Raw genomic sequence first — 18,757 nt, 5'->3', positions numbered from 1 at the left:
TTGGGGGTCAGGACGCGCCGAAGCGGGGGGTGTGGGGGTCGCCGAGCATCACGTGGACGATCTTCGACTCGGTGTAGAAGTCGATGCTGTGCGCACCGCCCTCCCGGCCCAGACCGGAGGACTTCACTCCGCCGAAGGGTGTGCGCAGGTCACGGACGTTGTGGGAGTTGATCCAGACCATACCCGACTCGACCGCGTGTGCGACGCGGTGGCCGCGCTTGAGATCGGCGGTCCAGACGTAGGCCGCGAGGCCGTACTCGGTGGCGTTGGCCAGTTCGACGGCCTCGGCCTCGTCGTCGAAGGGGGCGACGGCCACGACCGGGCCGAAGATCTCCTCCTGGAAGATCCGGGCGTCGCGGGCGACGTCGGCGAAGACGGTGGGCTGGAGGTAGTTGCCCTCCGCGAGGTGGGCGGGACGCTCGCCGCCGGCCACCAGCTTGGCCTCCTGCCGCCCGATCTCGACGTACTGGAGGACGCGTGCGTAGTGCTCGGGGTGGACCAGCGCGCCGACCTCGGTGGCCGGGTCGGAGGGGAGGCCCACCTTGACGCGCTCGGCGCGCTCGGCGAGGCGCCGGGTGAACTCCTCGTACACCGGTCGCTCGACCAGGACGCGGGAGCCGGCGGTGCAGCGCTCGCCGTTGAGCGAGAAGACGCCGAAGACGACGGAGTCGAGCGCCGCGTCGAGGTCGGCGTCGGCGAAGAGGACGACCGGGGACTTGCCGCCCAGCTCCATCGACGTGGTCTTCAGGTGTGTGGCGGAGCTGCGGACGATGTGCCGGCCGGTGTCCGTGGAGCCGGTGAAGGAGATCAGCGGAACGTCGGGGTGGTCGACCAGGGCCTGGCCGGCCTCCTCGCCGATGCCGTGGACGATGTTGACCACTCCGGCGGGCACGCCGGCCTCGTCGAAGATCTCCGGCCACAGGCTGGCGGACAGCGGGGTCCACTCGGCGGGCTTGAGGACGAGGGTGCAGCCGGAGGCCAGCGCGGGGGCCAGCTTCCAGCTCTCCAGCATGAACGGCGTGTTCCAGGGGGTGATCAGTCCGGCGACGCCGACGGGGCTGCGGACGACGTAGTTGATCTGCTGCTCGCCGGCCCGGAACGCCTCCTCGCCGAGCGCGACGACGACGTCACCGAAGTAGCGGAAGTTCTCGGCGGCGCGCCGGGCCTGGCCCCGTGCCTGGGTGATGGGCAGGCCGGAGTCGAAGGTCTCCAGCGCGGCCAGCCGCTCCTCGCGCGCCTCGACGGCGTCGGCGATCCGGTACAGGACGCGGGCGCGTTCCCGGTTGCCGAGCCGGGACCAGGCGGGGAAGGCGGCCCGTGCCGCGGCGACGGCGCGGTCCACGTCGGCGCGGTCGCCGGCGGCCGCGGTGGCGTAGGGGGTGTTGGAGACGGGGTCGCTGACGGGGAACGTACGGCCGTCGGCGCTGTCGAGGAGTTCGCCGCCGATCCAGTGGCGGATCTGCTCGGGCAGGTCCTGCGGGCGGTGCCCGGTCGGGTTCGTGGACATGGCGTCTCTTTTCGTTCGGAGGGAGGTCAGAGCTGCTGGGTGAGGTCGCCGCCCTCGGCGAGCAGGGCGCGGATGCGGGTCAGACCGGCCTCGGTGGGCGAGGTCAGCGGCGGGCGCACATGGGCGGAGGCGATCCGGCCCTGCTCCTTGAGCACCCACTTGGCGGGCGCCGGGTTGGTCTCGACGAACAGCAGGTCGACCAGCGGGTGGAGCCGGTAGTGCAGGTCGCGGGCGCCGTCGAAGTCGCCGGCCTCCCACAGTTCGTACATCCGGGCCACCGCGTTCGGTGCCAGGTTGGCGACGGCGGAGACGAATCCGGCGCCGCCGAGCGCCAGGAGCGGCAGGCAGAGCAGTTCGATGCCGGACCAGACGAGCAGTTCACGGCCGCAGGCGTGCAGGACGCGGGAGAAGTGCTCGAAGTCCTTGGTGGTCTCCTTGACGCCGACGAAGTTGTCGAAGTCGGTGAAGAGCCGCTTGACCGTCTCGGGGGCGATGTCGACGGCGGTGCGCGAGGGCACGTTGTAGGCGACGAGCGGCAGGTCGGGGAACTCGCGGGCCACGGTGGCGTACCACTGGTACAGCGCCTCCTGGGTGGGGCGCGCGTAGTACGGCGTGATGACGAGGGCGGCGTCGGCGCCGAGGTCGCGGGCGGCGGCGGTCATCTCCAGGGTCTCGTCGAGCTTGTGCGAGCCGGTGCCGGGCAGGAACGGCACCCGGTCGCCGATTTCCTCGGCGACGGTGCGCATGGCGGCGATGCGCTCGGTGGTGCTCTGGGAGGAGGGTTCGCCGGTGGAGCCGCCGAGGGAGATGCCGTGCGAGCCGGACTCCAGCTGCCAGCGGATCAGGCCGCGCAGGCTGTCGTGGTCGACGGCGCCCTCGTCGGTGAAGGGGGTGATGACGGGGGCGATGGACCCGCGGATGGTGGCGGGGTCGGTGCGGAACTTCATCGGGTGCTCCGTGGTGTGTGTGGCGGGGCCGGGGGCGTACGGGTCGGGGCTCGGGCGTACGGGTCAGGACTGGGTGGCGTGCCAGCGCTCGTAGGCGGCGCGCCAGGCGGGGCCGAGCGGGTAGAGGCCCTGGATGGGTTCGCCCGCCGCCACCTGCTCGGCGATGAACCGCTCCTGGCGCTCCTGTTCGGTGCTGTCGGCTATGAGCTGTGCGGCCAGGTCCGGGGGGACGACGACGACCCCGTCGGCGTCCCCGACGAGGATGTCGCCGGGCTGGACGAGCGCTCCGCCGCAGGCGACGGGGGTGCCGGTGTCCCAGGGGACGTGGCGGCGGCCGAGGACGGCGGGGTGTTCGGCGGCGTAGTAGGTGGGCAGGCCGAGGGCGGCCACGGCGGCGCTGTCGCGCAGGGCGCCGTCGGTGACGACGCCGGCCGCGCCGCGCTGCTGGGCGCGCAGGGCGAGGATGTCGCCGATGGTGCCGGCGGTGGGGTCGCGCCGGGCGTCCATCACCAGCACCTGGCCGGGGCGCAGCTCCTCCACGGCGCGCTTCTGGGCGTTCATGCCGCCGCCGAACCGGTCGAAGAGGTCTTCGCGCAGCGGCAGGTAGCGCAGGGTGTGGGCGGTGCCGACCAGCTTGGCGGTGGGGTCGGTGGGCCGGACCCCGTCGATGGTCATGTGCTGGAGGCCGCGCTTGCGCAGCTGGGAGCTGAGGGTGGCGGTGGCCAGGCCGCGCAGTGCGGCGGCGGTCTCCGGGTCGAGCGCGGGCTCGGCGGGGCGGGCGGCGCCCCAGGCGTCGGCGCGCAGCGCGTCGTCCACGCGGGGCATGGCGCCCCAGCCGGCCAGGTCGTGACCGGCCTCCGTGACGGTGTTGCTGAGCCGGCCGGTGGAGATGTCCTGGTCCGGGGCGGTGACCTCCACCTCGACCACGTCGCCGGGCGCCACCACGGACGCTCCGGCGGGGGTTCCGGTGAGGATGACGTCGCCGGGTTCGAGGGTGACCAGGCGCGACAGGTCGGCGATGAGGTCGCCGAACGGGAAGAGCAGGGTGGAGGTGTCGGCGTCCTGCGCCGGCTCGCCGTTGACCCAGGTGCGCAGCCGGAGCGCGGCGGGGTCGAGCCGGGCGGCGTCCAGCAGCCGGGGGCCGATCGGGGTGAAGCCGTCGGCGCCCTTGGAGCGCAGGTTGGAGCCCCGGTCGGCGTGGCGCAGGTCGTAGGCGCCGGCGTCGTTGGCCGCGGTCACATAGGCGATGTGGCTCCAGCCCTCCTGGGGCGTGACCCGGTGGGCGCGCCGGCCGACGACGAGGGCGATCTCCCCCTCGAAGGACATGAGTTCGCAGCCCCGGGGGCGGACCAGCGGGTCTCCGGTGCCGGCGAGCGAGGACGGCGGCTTGAGGAAGTAGGACGGCTGGTCGGGGACGCGGCCCCGTTCCTTCGCCCGGCAGCGGTAGTTGAGGTGGACGGCGATGATCTTCGAGGGCTGGGTTCCCAGCGGGTGCGGCATGGGAGTTCTCCCTGTGCGTGAGCTGCGTGGGGCACGGTTCCGTCGGAGGCGGCGGCGGGACGGGGCGACGGGCCCCGGCGTCGATCGGCCCCGGAGTTTCGGGTGGCGCCGCCATTAATCGTATACGATATCATGCACGTTCTAAAAAGAAAGTACCCGCCTCGCACTCCGTGCGGGAGCCTGGAGTGACCGGCGGGATACAGTGGCCAGATCGTATACGAAAACTGATGTGAGAGGTGCGAGAGATGCGCGAGATCCAGAGCCGGACCGGCTTGGCCGTCCGTACGTTCACCCCCGAGCGGCCCGCCGGTCTGCCGCCCGTGCTGCTCGTGCACGGCTTCGGCTCCCACGGCCGCCAGGACTGGGTGGACACCGGGATCGCCGCCGCGCTGGCCGACGCCGGGCGCGAGGTGTTCGCGCCGGACCTGTGCGGCCACGGCGACAGCCCCGCCCCCGCCTCGGCCGCCGCGGCGGGCGCGCCGGCCCTGGCCGCCGAGCTGGTCGCCGTGCTGGACGAGGCGGGCGTCACGGAGTTCGACGTCGTCGGGTACTCGCTGGGCGCGCGGCTGTCCTGGGAGCTGCCCGCGGCGGCACCCGGCCGGGTCCGCCGCACCGTGCTCGGCGGTCTCGGCCCCGGGGAGCCGTTCGAGGCGGTGGACGTGCCCGCGCTGCACCGCGCGGTCGCCGGGGACGCGGAGCCGGCGGACCCCTTCACGGCGATGATCGCCGGGATGATCGGCGCGCACGGGGACCGGGCCGCCGGGCTCGCCGTGTGCGTCGAGGGACTGCGCGCCACCCCGTTCGCGCCCCGGTCCTGGGCGGGTTCGACGCCGCCCCTGTTCGTCGTCGGCGCGGACGACATGATGACCCGGGGCATCGAGCGGGTGGTCGCCCTCGCGGAGGGCGCGGAGCTGGTCACCGTACCCGGACAGCACCACGAGGTCCTCGCCGGAGAGGCGTTCCGCCGTACAGTCCTGGAAGCCCTCGCAGGGTGAACGCACGAGTACACGACCGGGTCCGCGTCGCGGCCGCCCGGCACGGGGTAGGGAAACAGGCATGAGCGCCACGCAGAAGGACACCCGTCCCAAGGGGTCGAAGGCCGAGGTCAGCTATGAACTGCTGCGCTCGCGCATCCTCGACGGCACGTACGGACCCGGCTACCGGCTGGTCCTCAGCCAGCTCGCGCGGGAGACCGGGGTCAGCACGATCCCGCTGCGCGAGGCCCTGCGCCGGCTCCAGTCGGACGGGCTGGTCGAGGTCGTGCGCAACATCGGCGCGCGGGTGGCGGTGTTCGACGCCGCGCAGGTGGAGCACGCCCTCCAGGTGCTGGCCCGGCTGGAGGGCTACGCCACCGCGATCTCCGCGCCGCACATGAGCGCCCGGCACATCGAGCGGTCGCGGGAGATCAACGCCCGGATGGCCACGGCGCTGGAGGACTTCGACCCCGCCTCCTTCACCGCGCTCAACCGGGAGTTCCACTTCTCCCTGTACGAGCACTGCCCCGACGGCCATCTGGTCGCGCTGATGGAGGCGGAGTGGGCGCGCCTGGACCACATGCGCCGCTCGACGTTCTCGCACGTGCCGGGGCGGGCCCGCCGTTCCGTGGCGGAGCACGAACGGATGCTGGAGCTGATCGCGGCCGGTGCGCCGGCCCGGGAGATCGAGCGCGTCGCCTGCGCCCACAAGGTGGCGACCGCCGAAGCGCTGCACCGCTCGCAGACCCCGCAGTAGCCCTGCGGCAGTCCGTACGGACCGGGACCGGTTCCTGAACCGGTCCCGAATAATCGTATACGATCAGGTATCTCATCTGTTAGCGTGGCCGCATGTCCACCACCGACCCGACCGCGGGCGCTCCGGGTACGCCACTGCCCGCGCCGCCGTCCAGGGGCACCGTCGTCACCGTCACCGGCGAGGTCTCCCCGGACGCGCTGGGCGCGGCGCTCCCCCACGAACATCTGCTGAGCGACTTCGCGCCGCCGCACGACACGGCCGAGTCCTGGGCCGCCGTGGGACGCACCCGCCCCACGGCGGTGAGCAGGCGCCGCTTCTACGGCGCCCCGCTGACGATGGACCTGCTGGGCGAAATCGCCCTGGGCGCGCCCAACCGGGACGACTGGCTGCTCGGCGACGAGGATCTCGCCGCCCGGGAGGCCGCCGACTTCCGCGCGGCCGGCGGCACCGCCCTGGTCGACGTCACCACCCCCGACCTCGGCCGCGACCCGGCGGGGCTGCGCCGGATCGCCGAGGCCACCGGGCTCCACATCGTGATGGGGTCGGGCCGCCACCACCCGGCGCGCGCCGCGGCGTCCGGCGACCCGGCGGCCACCGCCGGGCCCGACGCGGACGGCCTCGCCGAGGAGATCGTGCGCGACCTCACCGAAGGCGTGGACGGCGTACGGGCCGGGCTCATCGGCGGCCTCGCGGCCCTCGACCCGGACGAGCCCGCCGAACGCGCGGTCCTGGTCGCGGCGGCCCGCGCCTCGGCCGCCACCGGCGCCGCGATCGCGGTCGCCCGCAGCGCCGACGCCGCCGTCCAGCAGCGGGTGCTCGACCTGCTCGCCGCCGAGGGCGCGGACCTCAGCCGGGTGGCCGTGGCCCGCTGCGACGCGCTGTCACCGCGCCCCGACGACCTCGAACCGCTCCTGGAGCGCGGCGTTTTCGTGCAGTTCGACCAGCTCGGCCGGCTTCCTTCGGTGCTCAGCGTCAGCGACGACCAGGACGTCGCCGCCGCCGTGCTGGAACTCGCCCGCCGGGGCCACGCCGACCGGCTGCTGCTCTCCCAGGGCGTCCGCACCAAGTCGGGCCTGCTCGCCCACGGCGGCGGCGGATACGGCTTCGTCCTGCGGCAGTTCGTCCCCTATCTGCGGATGCTCGGCGCCGACGACGCCCTCGTCGAGTCCGTCACGGTGAGCAACCCCCGCCGTCTGCTCACCCTCACGCCCCGGAGGACCGATTCGTGAGCCGCTACCCCTTCGAGATCCCGGACCTGTCCGGCCGGGCCCTGACCGTCGCCGGCCCCGTGGACCCCGCCGCGCTCGGCGCCACCCTCATGCACGAACACCTCTTCGTGGACCTGCGGCGCCCCCCGCGCTTCCACCGCCCCGGCGAGGACTCCCCCGAGGCCACCGAACCCCTCTCCCTCGCCAACCTGGCCCGCACCCGGCACGGACACCCCAACGCCGACAACGACGTGCTGGACGACCACGACGAGATGCTGGCCGAGGTCCTCGCCTTCGCCCACACCGGCGGCGGCACCGTCGTCGAGGTGTCCCCCGCCGGGCTGGGCCGCGACCCCGAGGCGCTGCTGCGGCTGTCCCGGGCCTCCGGGCTCAACATCGTGATGGGCGGCGGCTGGTACACCCCGGCCTTCCACCCGGCGGACATGGACGAGCTCACCGTGGACGAGCTGGCCGACGCCGCCGTCCGCGACATCGTGGTCGGCGTCGACGGCACCGGCATCCGGTCCGGTGTCATCGGCGAGGTCGGCGCGGACTCGGTGCCGCTGAGCGACAACGAGCTGAAGAGCGTCCGGGCGAGCGGCCGGGCGAGCCGGGTCACCGGCGCCCCGGTCACCTTCCACGTCGGCGGCGTCGGCGAGGACAAGTTCCGGGTGCTCGACATCCTCGCGGAGGAGGGCGTACCGCCGTCGAACATCGTGCTCGGCCACGCCATGGAGGTCGCCGCCGACCCGGACTTCGGCCGGCGCGTCCTGGACCGGGGCGTCTTCGTGGAGTTCGACTTCCTGACCTCGCCCGGCAGCCCCTGGGGCCACCTCTTCCTCACCAGCGACCACAAGGTGGCGCGCGGCATCGCGGAGCTGGTCGAGCGGGGCCACGCCGGGCAGATCCTCCTCGGCCACGACGTGTGCCAGAAGATCCAGCTCAAGAAGTACGGCGGCCAGGGATACGACTACATCCCCCGGCACTTCCTGCCCGCCCTGCGCCGGCTCGGGGTGAGCGAGTCCGCGCTGCACACGATCATGGTCGACAATCCCGCGCGCGCCCTCGCCTTCGCCGCGCCCCGGTGAGCGCCGACCGCCCGCCACCGCCCACCCGTTCCCGAGGGAGAACCATGCGCGTCACCCCCGTACCCTTCGACCCGGCGCTCGGCGCGGTGCTCGACTCGATGCCCCGCGACGAGGAGTCCGCCCCCGGCCCGGACTCCGTCACCGCCATCCGCGACTCCGCCGGCGCGTTCCCCATGCCGCCGGTCGCCGAGGTCATCGGCGACCGGGCCGTCGACTCCGAGGAGCTGACGATCCCGGGCCCCGAGGGTGCCCCCGGCCTGGCCGTCACCGTGCTGCGCCCGCGCGGCCTGACGGAGCCGGTGCCGGCGCTGTACAACATCCACGGCGGCGGCATGATCAGCGGCCACCGCCACCAGGACACGCCCCGCCTCGTGGACCTCGTCGACGCGCTCGGGGTCGTCGCCGTCAACGTCGAGTACCGGCTCGCCCCGGAGCACCCGGACCCGGCACCGGTCGAGGACTGCTACGCGGGACTGCGCTGGATGACGGAGTACGCCGATGAGCTGGGCATCGACCCCGGCCGCGTCGTCGTGATGGGCGGCAGCGCGGGCGGCGGCCTCGCGGCCGGGGTCGCGCTGCTGGCCCGCGACCGCCAGGGGCCGCGCCTGGCCGGGCAGTTGCTGCTCTGCCCGATGCTGGACGACACCAACTCCACCGTCTCCAGCCACCAGTACACCGAGCGCGGCACCTGGCGCCGGCCGATGAACATCCTGGCGTGGCAGGCGCTGCTCGGCGACGACGCGGGCGACCCGGCGGCCCCGGTATCCCCGTACGCGGCGCCCACCCGGGCCACCGATCTGTCGAACCTGCCCCCCGCCTTCGTGGAGGTGGGCGCCGCCGAGCTGTTCCGGGACGAGGACGTGAACTACGCGTCCCGCATCTGGGCGGCGGGCGGCCATGCCGAACTGCACGTCTGGCAGGGCGCGTTCCACGGCTTCGACGTGTTCGCCCCGGACCACGAGGCGACCCGCGCCGCACTGGCTTCCCGCCGGTCCTGGCTGCGCCGCGTCCTCGGCCTCTGACCGGACCGGCCGACACCACCCCCCTCCTTCCTCCTCCATCTCTGTTCACCAGCCAGAAGGGCCACCGATGCCGGAGACAGCGGACCTCATCCTGACCGGCGGCGACGTCCTGACCGTCGACGACGCCTTCTCCGTCGCCGAGGCGGTCGCCGTACGGGACGGCCGGATACTCGCCGTGGGCGGCGACGCGGAGATACGGGCCCTGGCCGGACCCGGTACCCGCGTCGTGGAGCTGGCCGGGCGCACGGTGCTGCCCGGCATCAACGACTCGCATCTGCACGCGGCGGCGTGGGCGCTGACCAGCCCGCCGTTCGCGCTGGACCTCGGCCACCCGGCCGTGGAGTCGATCGCCGACATCGCGGACGCGGTGCGCGAGGCCGCCGCCGGCACTCCCGCCGGGGAGTGGATCACCGGCCTGGGCTGGGACGTCGGCTATCTGGCGGAGTGCCTGGCCGACCCGGCCCGCCGCCCGCACCGCGCCGACCTGGACGCCGCCGCCCCCGACCACCCGGTCTGCCTGACCGACTTCTCCGGGCACATGGTGTGGGTGAACTCCCGCGCCCTCGAACTCGCCGGAATCGACCGGGACTTCGAGGCTCCGGCGGGCGGGGTGATCGACACCGACGCGGCGGGCGAGCCCACCGGCGTCCTCAAGGAGACGGCGCAGGCCCTGGTGCAGGGCCTGGTGCCCCCGGTGAGCGTGGCCCAGCGCAAGGAGGCCGTCCTGTCGGCGGTGAGCGCGCTGCACGCCCTGGGCATCACCAGTTACACCGAGCCGGGCCTCGGACCGGGCGGCGCCGAGATCCTGGGCGGCGGCCTGGACACCGCCACCCTGCACGCGTACGTCGAACTGGTCCGCGCCGGACAGCTGGAGGCCCGCGTGCGCGCGCTGCTGCTGCCCGCGCCGATGGGCGGTTCGGCGGCCGACGTGCGGGCCGGGCTCGACGGGGCGGCCGTGCCGGACGACGTGGACGAGCGGCGGCTCGCCGTGATCGGCGTCAAGGTGTTCGCGGACGGGGTGCCGCCCAACGAGACCGCCTGGATGCATGAGCCCTACCCGGCCGGCGGCCACGGCGGGCTGTGCGTGCACGGTGCCGACAGCGGGCTGAAGGAGGCGGAGCTGGCCGAGATGATCCGGATCGCGCACACCGCCGGATACCAGCTCGGGGTGCATGTGACCGGCGACCGCGCGATCGACAGCGTGGTCGACGCGTTCGCCGCCGCCCAGCTCGCCCACCCGCGCCCGGACGCCCGGCACTACGTCATCCACGGCGACTTCGCCTCCGAGCGGAGCCTGGCGAAGCTGGCCGCGCACGGCTACGGCATCAATATGAACCCGGCCATCAAGTGGACCATCGCGGACCTGATGGACGGCATCGTGGGCAGCGCGCGCTCGGACTACATGTGGCCGGTGCGCTCGGCTGTGGAGGCGGGCATCGCCGTCTGTGTGGGCTCCGACGCCCCGATCACCGCGCCGGACTGGCGGCGCGGGGTCGCCGCGATGCTGCTGCGCGAGTCCAAGGCCACCGGCCGGGTCAGCGGTCCCGAGCAGTGCGTACCGCTGGAGACCGCGTTGCGCGCGTACACCGTCAACGCCGCCCGGCAGGACTTCGCCGAGTCCTGGAAGGGCACCGTGGAGCCCGGCAAGGTCGCCGATCTGTGCGTCCTCGGCGGCGATCTGCGCGCGGCCGATCCGCACGACATCCCGGACCTGCCCGTCGACATGACGGTCTTCGACGGACGGATCGTCTACGAACGGGTCGGCGCCGAGGACTGAGCCCGAACGGGGACCGGGCACGGCCCAGGACCGAGCACGGCCGAGGAGGGCACGACCGAGGACTCCCGGATGTCGCGAACTGCCGGTCAACCGCCGCCGCGACTGCCGTCCGGGCCGTGGACCGGCGCATAGCGTGCAGCCAACCACGTCCCCAGCATCAGGGAGTCGACCATGAAGAACTCGTCCCGCACGGCGGCGGCCACCGGCGCCGCCGCCCTCCTCGCCGCCGGCCTCCTCGTGGCGGGCGCGACCACGGCATCGGCCGCGCCCGCCAACGGCGAGCGCATCACGTCGCTGGAGCAGCTGAAGGCGCACATCGAGCAGGCCACCCACCTGGACGCCGGCGGGCCCCTGGGCACCGACCCGGTCGGCCAGGCCGTCTGACGACGGGGGGCGAGGACCGTGGACGAGAAGGAGACCCCGACGAGCTGGTGTCCGAGCGGTGACGCCCACGCGCCCGAGTCGGTCGTGCTGGGCGTGCGCTCCGGGCAGGACGGCCGGGTGGTGTACCTGGCCGATCCGGTACCGGCGTCGCAGGTGCTGGGCGATGTGCCCGAGGGAGTCGAACCGCGGCGCATCCTGCGGTTCGCCTCGCACTGTGTCTCCGGCTGCGCCAACCGCCGGGGCAACGACTGCACCCTCATCGAACGGGTGCTGGCCGCACCTCCGGCCGCCGAGTCGAACGTTCCGCGCTGCCATCTGCGGGCGCGGTGCCAGTGGTGGGCCCAGAGCGGTGTCGAGGGGTGCCGGCGCTGTCCGGCGGTCTCGACCCGGCATCTCGCCGACGACGAACTGTCCGGACTGATCGCGGACCCCAGCACCACCCGCGAACAGCTGGACGCGTGGATCGCCGCCGAGGCCGGCTGATCGTCCCGTTCCTCGCCCCGCCGGACCCGTCCGGCGGGGCTTCGCCGTGCGGCCGGTACCCGCCGGACGCGTGGGGCCGGGGAGAGCGGGTACAGTGCGCCGCGGCATTCCGGCCGGCCGAGGAGGACAACCGTGACCGACACCGACGAGGCCCGGCCCGCGGCCGCGGACGGCGCGGCACGGCCGGGCGCGCTGCGCCGCGTGATGCGTTACGTCCCCCTGATCGCGCCGGTGCTGCTGTGGGCCGTGCCGTGCTGGGTGCTGCTGTACACCGGTCAGGACTGGCCGCTGCCCGTGACGGCGGGCGGGACCTGTCTGTTCGTCCTCGGCCTCGTCACGATGCCGCTCGCGATGGTGCGCGGGCACGGCAGACGGCAGCGGGACCGGGCGGCGATCGTCGGGGACACGCTCCTCGGGGCGGTCTGGGTGGTGTTCACCTGGTCCGTGCTCCTCGGCGCGCTGCTGCGGCCCGCCCTGGCGCTGACCGGCGCGGGCGGCGACGGGCGGACGCGGGCCAGGATCGTCACCTGGGCGGTCCTCGGCGTCGCCGCCGCGCTGCTGGCCTGGGGGTACGGGGAAGCGCGCCGCGTCCCGCGCGTACGGTCGCTCGATGTGGAGTTGCCCCGGCTCGGCGCCGGGCTGGACGGCACCCGCGTCGTCCTCGTCACCGACACCCACTACGGGCCGCTCGACCGGGTCCGCTGGTCGGAGCGGGTGTGCGCGAAGGTCAACGCGCTGGAGGCGGACCTGGTCTGCCACACCGGTGACATCGCGGACGGCACCGCCGACCGCCGCCGCGCCCAGGCCGCCCCGCTCGGCACCGTGCGCGCCGCTCACGCCCGCGTCTACGTCACCGGGAACCACGAGTACTACAGCGAGGCCCAGGGCTGGGTGGACCTGATGGACGAGTTGGGCTGGCAGCCGCTGCGCAACCGCCATGTGCTGCTGGAACGCGGCGGGGACACCCTCGTCGTCGCCGGGGTGGACGACGTCACCGCCGAGTCCTCCGGGCTGGCCGGCCACCGCGCCCATCTCGCCGGGGCGCTGGCGGGTGCCGACCCCGGTCTGCCGGTGCTGCTCCTGGCCCATCAGCCCAAGTTCGTGGACCGGGCCGCCGAGGGCGGGGTCGACCTCCAGCTCTCCGGGCACACCCACGGCGGCCAGATCTGGCCCTTCCACCATCTGGTCCGGCTCGACCAGCCCGCCGTCGCCGGGCTCAGCCGCCACGGTGGGCGCACCCTGCTGTACACCAGCCGGGGCACCGGGTTCTGGGGGCCGCCGTTCCGCGTCTTCGCGCCCAGCGAGATCACCCTGCTCGTGCTGCGCGCCCCGGTGACTCCCTGACACGAGCACCGGATGCGCGGCCCGGTCAGGGTTCCGCGTGGTAGTAGCGCGTACAGGACTCCACCATGCCGTCCCCCGCGATGCGGAAGAAGTCGACGAAACGTGCCGGGGTGTCGTCGGTGCCGGTGCCTGTGCCTGTTCCTGTGCCGACGCGTCGGCCGGAGACCACCACGCTGCGGTCGCGGGCGACGACGCGGTCGATCTCGTGGCGGGCGGGCGCCCCGAGGTGGTCGCGGTGGGCGCGCAGGAAGGCGGTGCGGCCGTGGGCCGACGGGGCGCCGGGCAGGTCCAGTCGGACGTGTTCGTGCAGCAGCGAGGCGCACGCGTCGAGGTCTCCGGCGTCGAGGTAGTCGTAGACGAGGCGGACGTGGTCGGTGCCCGCGGCGGTGATCAGGTCGTCCGCCGGGTGCGGGGCTGTGGTCGTCCAGGCGTCGGTGTGCATGGACGCCTCCTTTCTCTTTCACCCGGCACTTTTCCGGCCCCCGCCAACCCCCGCCTATCGCGCCGCTATTGGCGGGACGGTCACGCTCGGCAGGCAGGATGGACAGATGCGTGAGGGTTGTGAAAACTTTGGGGTCGTTGATCCCGGAGTATCAACGCGCTTACGAGCTGGGGGTCTCGGTGGCCGAGGGTACGACGCACACGGTCCAGGATGCCCCCGGCGCGTCGAGACCGCCCTTTCAATTGCTGGGTCCGCTCCAGGTACGGGGCAAGGACGGCCCACTGCGGGTGCCGCCCGGTCGGCAGGAGGTCATCCTCGCCGCCCTTCTGCTTGAGGCAAACCGGGTGGTCGGCACGAACTATCTGGTGGACCTCATCTGGGAGGACAACCCGCCGGAGACCGCCCGTACGCAGGTGCAGATCTGTGTGTCGCGGCTGCGCAAGCTGCTGGTCGGCGCCGACAGCACGGTCTCGATATCGACCCGGCCGCCGGGTTACGTCCTGCACGTCGACACCGGGGACGTGGACTCGCTGCTGTTCACCGGTCTGGTCGCGATGGCCAGGCGGCAGCGCGACGAGGGCGAGACGGAGAAGGCGGTGGCGCTGCTGAAGTCGGCGGTGGCGCTGTGGCAGGGCGATTCGCTGAGCGGTCTGGAGAGCGGCCCGCTCGCCAACAAGGCGCGGCAGCTTGACGAGGAGCGGCTGAGCGCGATCGAGCTGCGGACGCAGCTGGAACTGGAACTGGGCCGGTACGACCGGCTCGTCGGGGAGCTGCAACTGCTCACCCACGAGAACCCGTTGCGGGAACGGCTGCGCGGTCAGCTGATGTGCGCCCTGTACTGGTCGGGCCGGCAGGCGGAGGCGCTGGAGGCGTTCCGGGACGGGCGCCGGATTCTGGACCGGGAGCTGGGTCTGGAGCCGGGCCGGGAGCTGAGGCGTCTGGAGTCGGCGATCCTGGCCGGTGAGCTGCCGGCGCCGGCGCGTGTCCAGCCGCCCCGGCCGCGTGACGGCGGGGCCGGGGCCGCTGAGTCCGCCGGGCCCGCCGAATCCGCCGCCCCGCCCGTGCGGCAGCAGTCGCTTCGGGGGCAGGGCGCGGACCCCGTACCGCCGCACGGCGCCGCCGCCCGGTCCGGCGACGGCGACCCGCACGACGCGCGCCCGCAGCAACTTCCCGCCGCCACCTATGACTTCGTGGCGGACGACGCACAGCTCGCCGCGCTGGAGAAGGCGCTCACCGGGGGCCGGGAGCGCAAGGCAGTCGGTCTGGCGGTGATCACCGGGAAGCCGGGCACCGGCAAGTCGACGCTGGCCGTGAACCTGGGGCACCGGCTCGCCGAGACGGGGTTCCCGGACGGGCAGCTGTACTGCGATCTGCGCGGCACCGGCACCCCGGCGACGACCCTGGAGGTGCTGGGCCGTTTTCTGAGGGCCCTGGGCATACCCGGCCAGCTCATCCCGGACTCGCTGGACGAGCGGGCGGAGATGTACCGCACCCGGCTCGCCTCCCGGCGGGTGCTGGTCGTCCTGGACGACGCGGCGACGGAGAGCCAGGTGCAGCCGCTGCTGCCGGGGAGCCGTGACTGCGCGGTGCTGGTGACCAGCCGGGCCAGGCTGACCGCGCTGCCGGGCGCGTACCGCGTGGAGCTGGACGTCCTGGACGAGGAGCGGGCGCTGCGGCTGCTGTCGCGGATCATCGGGGAGGAGCGCGTCGAGGGCGAGGCCGCGTCGGCGGAGGCGCTGGTGCGTACGGTGGGGCGGCTGCCGCTGGCGTTGCGGATCGTGGCCGCCCGGCTCGCTGCCCGGCCGCACTGGACGCTGGCGTCGATGGTGCACCGGCTCGCCAACGAACGGCACCGGCTGGACGAGCTGGCGCACGGCGAGATGACGATGCGGGCCAGCCTCTCCCTCACGTACAACGGGCTGGCGCCCGAGGACCGGGGGCTGCTGCGGCTGCTGAGCATGTCGCGGACGCCGACGCTGCCGGGCTGGCTGGCGGGCGCGCTCCTCGACGACGATCGGCCGGTTCCGTCCGATCTGCTGGAGCCGCTGGTCGACATGCAGATGCTGGATGTCGTCGGCGTGGAGCGGACCGGCGGCTACCGCTACCAGTTCCACGAGATCATCCGCGTCTACGCGCGCGAGCAACTGGCCGCGCACGACGGCCCGGAGGTGCGCCGGGACGCGCTCGCGCGGATGGCGGGCGGCTGGATGTATCTGGCGCAGGAGGCCCATCGCAAGGTGTACGGCGGCGACTTCACCGTGCTGCACGGTGACGCGCCGCGCTGGGCGCCGCCCCCGTCGTGCACGGGTGATCTGCTCGCCGATCCGCTGGCCTGGTTCGACGCGGAGCAGGGCGCGCTGTGCGGCATGGTGGAGCACGCCGCCGACGAGGGTCTGCACGATGTGAGCTGGAATCTGGCGACGACCCTGGTCACCCTGTTCGAGGTGCGGGGCCACTACGACCTGTGGGAGCAGACCCACGTACGGGCGCTGGCCGCCGTGCGCAAGGCCGGAAATCTGCGCGGCACCGCCGCCGTACGGGCTTCGCTCGGTTCGCTGTACATGTGCCGCAACGAGTTCGACATGGCCCGCCAGGCGCTGAGTTCGGCGCTGGACGTGTTCCAGGCGCTGGACGAGCCGCAGGGCGAGGCGCTGTGCCGCCGCGACATGGCGCTGATCGCCCGGACGAACGGCGCGGACGACGTCGCGCTGGAGCTGTACGCGCGGTCGCTGGCCGACTTCGACCGGGCCGGTGACGTGGTGGGGCGGGCGATCGTGCTGACGCAGAGCGCCCATATCCGGATGCGGCGCGGCGAGACGGACGCGGCGCAGGCGCAGTTGGACGAGGCGCTGGAGATCTACGACGGGGTGGGCTATCTCGGCGGCCGGGCGCGGACGCTGCGCCGGGTGGGCCAACTCCTGCTGGAGCGGGGCGAGCTGGATCTCGCGGTGCTGACGTTCACGGAGGTCCTGGAGCTGTGCCGGGATTCCGGTGATGTGATCGGCGAGGGGCATCTGCTGCGGGACCTGGGTCAGGCCTTCGTGCTGATGGGCCGGCCGGACCGGGCCACGTACTTCTTCGACCGGGCCGTCGCGGCCCGGGAGCAGATCATGGACTTCGGTGGTGGTGCGCTGGCCCGCCTGGATCTGGCGCGGCTGCTGGCGGACGAGCCGGGGCGTTCCCGTGAACTGCTGGCCCCCGCGCTGGAGGTCTTCACGAGCCGGGGTATGAAGCGGGAACTGGCGGAGACCCGGCGGCTGCTCGGCGCGGGCTAGAAGCCCTGCGCCACCTGGTATCGGGCGAGGTCAGTCCCAGGGGTTGTTGTCGGTGGAGCCGGTGGTGGTCGGGGCGGGCGTCGCGGTGCTGCTGGTGCCGGTCGGCTGGGTGCCGGTGCCGGAGGCGTCGTCGGCCCAGCCGGCCTGGACGCCGATGCCGGTGACGATCACGACGGCGACGGTGGCGAAGGCGGCGCGGAGGGCGTTGCGGGTGGTGGTGTTCTTCGTCATCGGACTGTCCCTTCGTCGGTGTTCCGTTTCCTTCTGGACACCAAGCTAGGAACAGCCGGATTCACGGCACCGCCCCCGCCCCTATCGCCCCGCTATCACGGCGCCGGCGCCGCCTTCCGCTGGTCGCGCTCCCACGATCGCGGGCCGCTGACCTGCCCTTCCCCCGTACGGGTCCGCTATCACGGCGCCGGTGGGGCGGGCCGTACCGGCGTTGGCGGCGCGATGCCTCCCGGATAGGCGGTGCGCGGAGCATGGCGGCAGCAGCAAGGCACGACAGCCGTCCCCCACGGCACCCCGGCCCGCAGCCGCTTCCGGGGTGCTCCTCCCCGACGAGCAGGAGTCGTTTCATGACGCTCAGCCACCCCCCGCAGGACACCCCGGCCGCCACCGCATCGCTCGGCTCCCTGATACGCGGACACCGGCTCCGCATCGGCCTCACCCAACGGGAACTTGCCGACCTGTCCACCATCAGCGTGCGGGCCATCCGGGACCTGGAGAAGGGGAAGGCCCAGCGGCCCAGGACGGACACGGTGCGGCTCATCGCCGACGCGCTGAGACTCGGCCCGAGAGCCCGCACGGCGCTGGAGGCGGCGGCCCGCAGCGGCCCGCGCGCGGGCGGTGAGGTGCGCCGGCTGTCCATGGAGCGGGCCGCACCGCCCGCGCCGCTGTATCCGCTGGTCGGCCGGGAGGCGGAGACCGGGATCGTGGTGGAGGAGCTGCGTTCGGGTGCGGAGCGGCTGGTCACGGTCGTCGGGCTGAGCGGTGTCGGCAAGACCCGGCTGGCGCTGGAGGCGGCCGCCCGCCTGTACGACGCCGGGCTGCCGGTGCTGTGGCACGGCGGGGACGGCGCCACCGCCGACTGCCTCCGCGCCGACGACGACCCGCTGCCCCGGCTCGCCGACTCCTGCGCCCGGTTCCTGCGGGGCGGCGGGCAGCCCGGGGAGCTCGGGGAGCCGCTGCCGGGTCTTGCGGACGCGCTGGTCGCCCTCCAGGACGGCGGTGCGCCGGTACGCGGTGCCGTGCTCGTCCTGGACGGGGTGGACACCGCCGCCCTCGACTTCGGCCGGCTGAGCCGGCTGCTGCGCGCCTTCCCGGACCTGCGTCTGCTGGTCACCGGGGAGCGGCCGTGGAACGTGCCGGGTGAACGCCTGTTCCTGCTCTCGCCGTTGGAGGCGCCCGCGCCTTCGGCCGGGCACACCGACGCGCCTGCCGTACGGTTCTTCCTCAGCCAACTGCGCCGGGTGCGGCCCGACATCGTGCCGGACGCGCGGGCGCTGGCCGATGTCACCTGGATCTGCCACCGCCTGGACGGCCATCCGGCGGCGCTCGGTGCCGCCGCGTCCTGGCTCACCGTCTGCGACCTGTCGACGCTGCGCGACATCGTGGACTCGGACCCGGCCCCGCTGCTCGACCATCTGGCCGGCGGTCCGGAGGGCTCCCGCCTCCAGGTGCGGGTGAGCCGCACGCTCGCCGCGCTGCCGGCCTCGCAGCGGACGCTCATCGGCGAGTTGTGCCGGGCGGACGACGGGGAGTTCCTGTTCCAGGACGTCGTACGGCTCACCGGCCGCTCGCTGCCGGAGTGCGGCCGGCTGATGCGGGAGCTGCTGGTCGGCGGGGTGATCCGGGCCAGTGCGGACGGCGGCCGCTCGGCGTTCCGGGTGCTGTGCGTGGTCCGCGCGGCGGCGGGCGCGACCGCCGCGGTGTGAGCCGCCGCCACGGGGCGGCGCCGGGGCTGCCGTCCGACTGCCGCAGTGCCGTCGAACTGCTGGCCTCCCGCCGGAACAACTGCCGCTCCACGCCCGGCCCCGGCGGTTGTAT

General features: G+C 73.9%; 15 protein-coding genes and 1 pseudogene. 11 read left to right on the top strand and 5 right to left on the bottom strand.

Features of this window, described 5'->3' with window-relative positions; all coding sequences use genetic code 11:
* Positions 1 to 7: 7 nt before the first annotated feature.
* The 3 genes and pseudogenes from hpaE to DNK56_RS30900 all read right to left on the bottom strand — a co-directional run.
* Entirely contained in the window at positions 8 to 1,507 is a 1,500-nt protein-coding gene (gene hpaE / locus DNK56_RS30910) for a 5-carboxymethyl-2-hydroxymuconate semialdehyde dehydrogenase (RefSeq protein WP_111339067.1), read from the bottom strand.
* Positions 1,508 to 1,533: 26 nt separating this feature from the next.
* Complete coding sequence (gene dapA / locus DNK56_RS30905; protein ID WP_111339066.1) at positions 1,534 to 2,454, bottom strand: 4-hydroxy-tetrahydrodipicolinate synthase; 921 nt, start codon at positions 2,452 to 2,454, stop codon at positions 1,534 to 1,536.
* 63 nt (positions 2,455 to 2,517) lie between these two features.
* A pseudogene (locus DNK56_RS30900) lies at positions 2,518 to 3,957 on the bottom strand (fumarylacetoacetate hydrolase family protein); the annotation flags it as partial.
* A gap of 242 nt (positions 3,958 to 4,199) precedes the next feature.
* Here DNK56_RS30900 and DNK56_RS30895 point away from each other — a divergent pair.
* The 9 genes from DNK56_RS30895 (at position 4,200) to DNK56_RS30855 (ending at position 12,991) form a co-directional block, all read left to right on the top strand.
* Entirely contained in the window at positions 4,200 to 4,949 is a 750-nt protein-coding gene (locus DNK56_RS30895; protein ID WP_241990139.1) for an alpha/beta fold hydrolase, read from the top strand.
* A 61-nt stretch (positions 4,950 to 5,010) separates the two neighbouring features.
* A complete protein-coding gene (locus tag DNK56_RS30890; RefSeq protein ID WP_111339064.1) occupies positions 5,011 to 5,685 on the top strand; it encodes a GntR family transcriptional regulator in 675 nt (224 codons plus the stop codon).
* A 92-nt stretch (positions 5,686 to 5,777) separates the two neighbouring features.
* On the top strand, positions 5,778 to 6,914 hold the full coding sequence (locus tag DNK56_RS30885; protein ID WP_111339063.1) for a phosphotriesterase family protein: 1,137 nt from the start codon (positions 5,778 to 5,780) through the stop codon (positions 6,912 to 6,914).
* Entirely contained in the window at positions 6,911 to 7,981 is a 1,071-nt protein-coding gene (locus DNK56_RS30880; protein ID WP_111339062.1) for a phosphotriesterase family protein, read from the top strand. The genes DNK56_RS30885 and DNK56_RS30880 overlap by 4 nt, the downstream gene beginning before the upstream one ends.
* 44 nt (positions 7,982 to 8,025) lie before the next feature.
* Positions 8,026 to 9,003 (top strand): alpha/beta hydrolase, encoded by a 978-nt coding sequence (locus tag DNK56_RS30875; RefSeq protein WP_111339061.1) that lies wholly within the window; start codon positions 8,026 to 8,028, stop codon positions 9,001 to 9,003.
* A 67-nt stretch (positions 9,004 to 9,070) separates the two neighbouring features.
* Positions 9,071 to 10,780, top strand: coding sequence for an amidohydrolase (locus tag DNK56_RS30870; protein WP_111339060.1), 1,710 nt, complete (start codon positions 9,071 to 9,073; stop codon positions 10,778 to 10,780).
* A 171-nt stretch (positions 10,781 to 10,951) separates the two neighbouring features.
* Positions 10,952 to 11,164, top strand: a complete 213-nt coding sequence (locus DNK56_RS30865; RefSeq protein WP_111339059.1) for a hypothetical protein — start codon at positions 10,952 to 10,954, stop codon at positions 11,162 to 11,164.
* An 18-nt stretch (positions 11,165 to 11,182) separates the two neighbouring features.
* Positions 11,183 to 11,647 (top strand): hypothetical protein, encoded by a 465-nt coding sequence (locus DNK56_RS30860; RefSeq protein WP_111339058.1) that lies wholly within the window; start codon positions 11,183 to 11,185, stop codon positions 11,645 to 11,647.
* A gap of 132 nt (positions 11,648 to 11,779) precedes the next feature.
* Positions 11,780 to 12,991: a metallophosphoesterase gene (locus DNK56_RS30855; protein WP_111339057.1), complete on the top strand. Its 1,212-nt coding sequence runs from the start codon at positions 11,780 to 11,782 to the stop codon at positions 12,989 to 12,991.
* Between the two features lie 25 nt (positions 12,992 to 13,016).
* On the opposite strand, the gene DNK56_RS30850 is transcribed toward DNK56_RS30855, so the two are convergent.
* A complete protein-coding gene (locus DNK56_RS30850; protein ID WP_111339056.1) occupies positions 13,017 to 13,433 on the bottom strand; it encodes a nuclear transport factor 2 family protein in 417 nt (138 codons plus the stop codon).
* A 242-nt stretch (positions 13,434 to 13,675) separates the two neighbouring features.
* Between DNK56_RS30850 and DNK56_RS30845 the strand changes: the two genes are divergently transcribed.
* Complete coding sequence (locus DNK56_RS30845; protein WP_111339055.1) at positions 13,676 to 16,708, top strand: AfsR/SARP family transcriptional regulator; 3,033 nt, start codon at positions 13,676 to 13,678, stop codon at positions 16,706 to 16,708.
* Positions 16,709 to 16,738: 30 nt separating this feature from the next.
* Here the strand turns inward: DNK56_RS30845 and DNK56_RS30840 are convergent, their stop codons facing one another.
* Positions 16,739 to 16,939, bottom strand: a complete 201-nt coding sequence (locus DNK56_RS30840; RefSeq protein ID WP_111339054.1) for a hypothetical protein — start codon at positions 16,937 to 16,939, stop codon at positions 16,739 to 16,741.
* 347 nt (positions 16,940 to 17,286) lie between these two features.
* Between DNK56_RS30840 and DNK56_RS30835 the strand changes: the two genes are divergently transcribed.
* Entirely contained in the window at positions 17,287 to 18,645 is a 1,359-nt protein-coding gene (locus tag DNK56_RS30835; RefSeq protein WP_111339053.1) for a helix-turn-helix domain-containing protein, read from the top strand.
* Positions 18,646 to 18,757: the final 112 nt, after the last annotated feature.

The organism is Streptomyces sp. AC1-42W (genome assembly GCF_003248355.1).
Classification (GTDB): domain Bacteria; phylum Actinomycetota; class Actinomycetes; order Streptomycetales; family Streptomycetaceae; genus Streptomyces.
The sequence above is the reverse complement of the archived record's forward strand: the minus strand, read 5'-3'. Positions and strand labels throughout refer to the sequence as shown.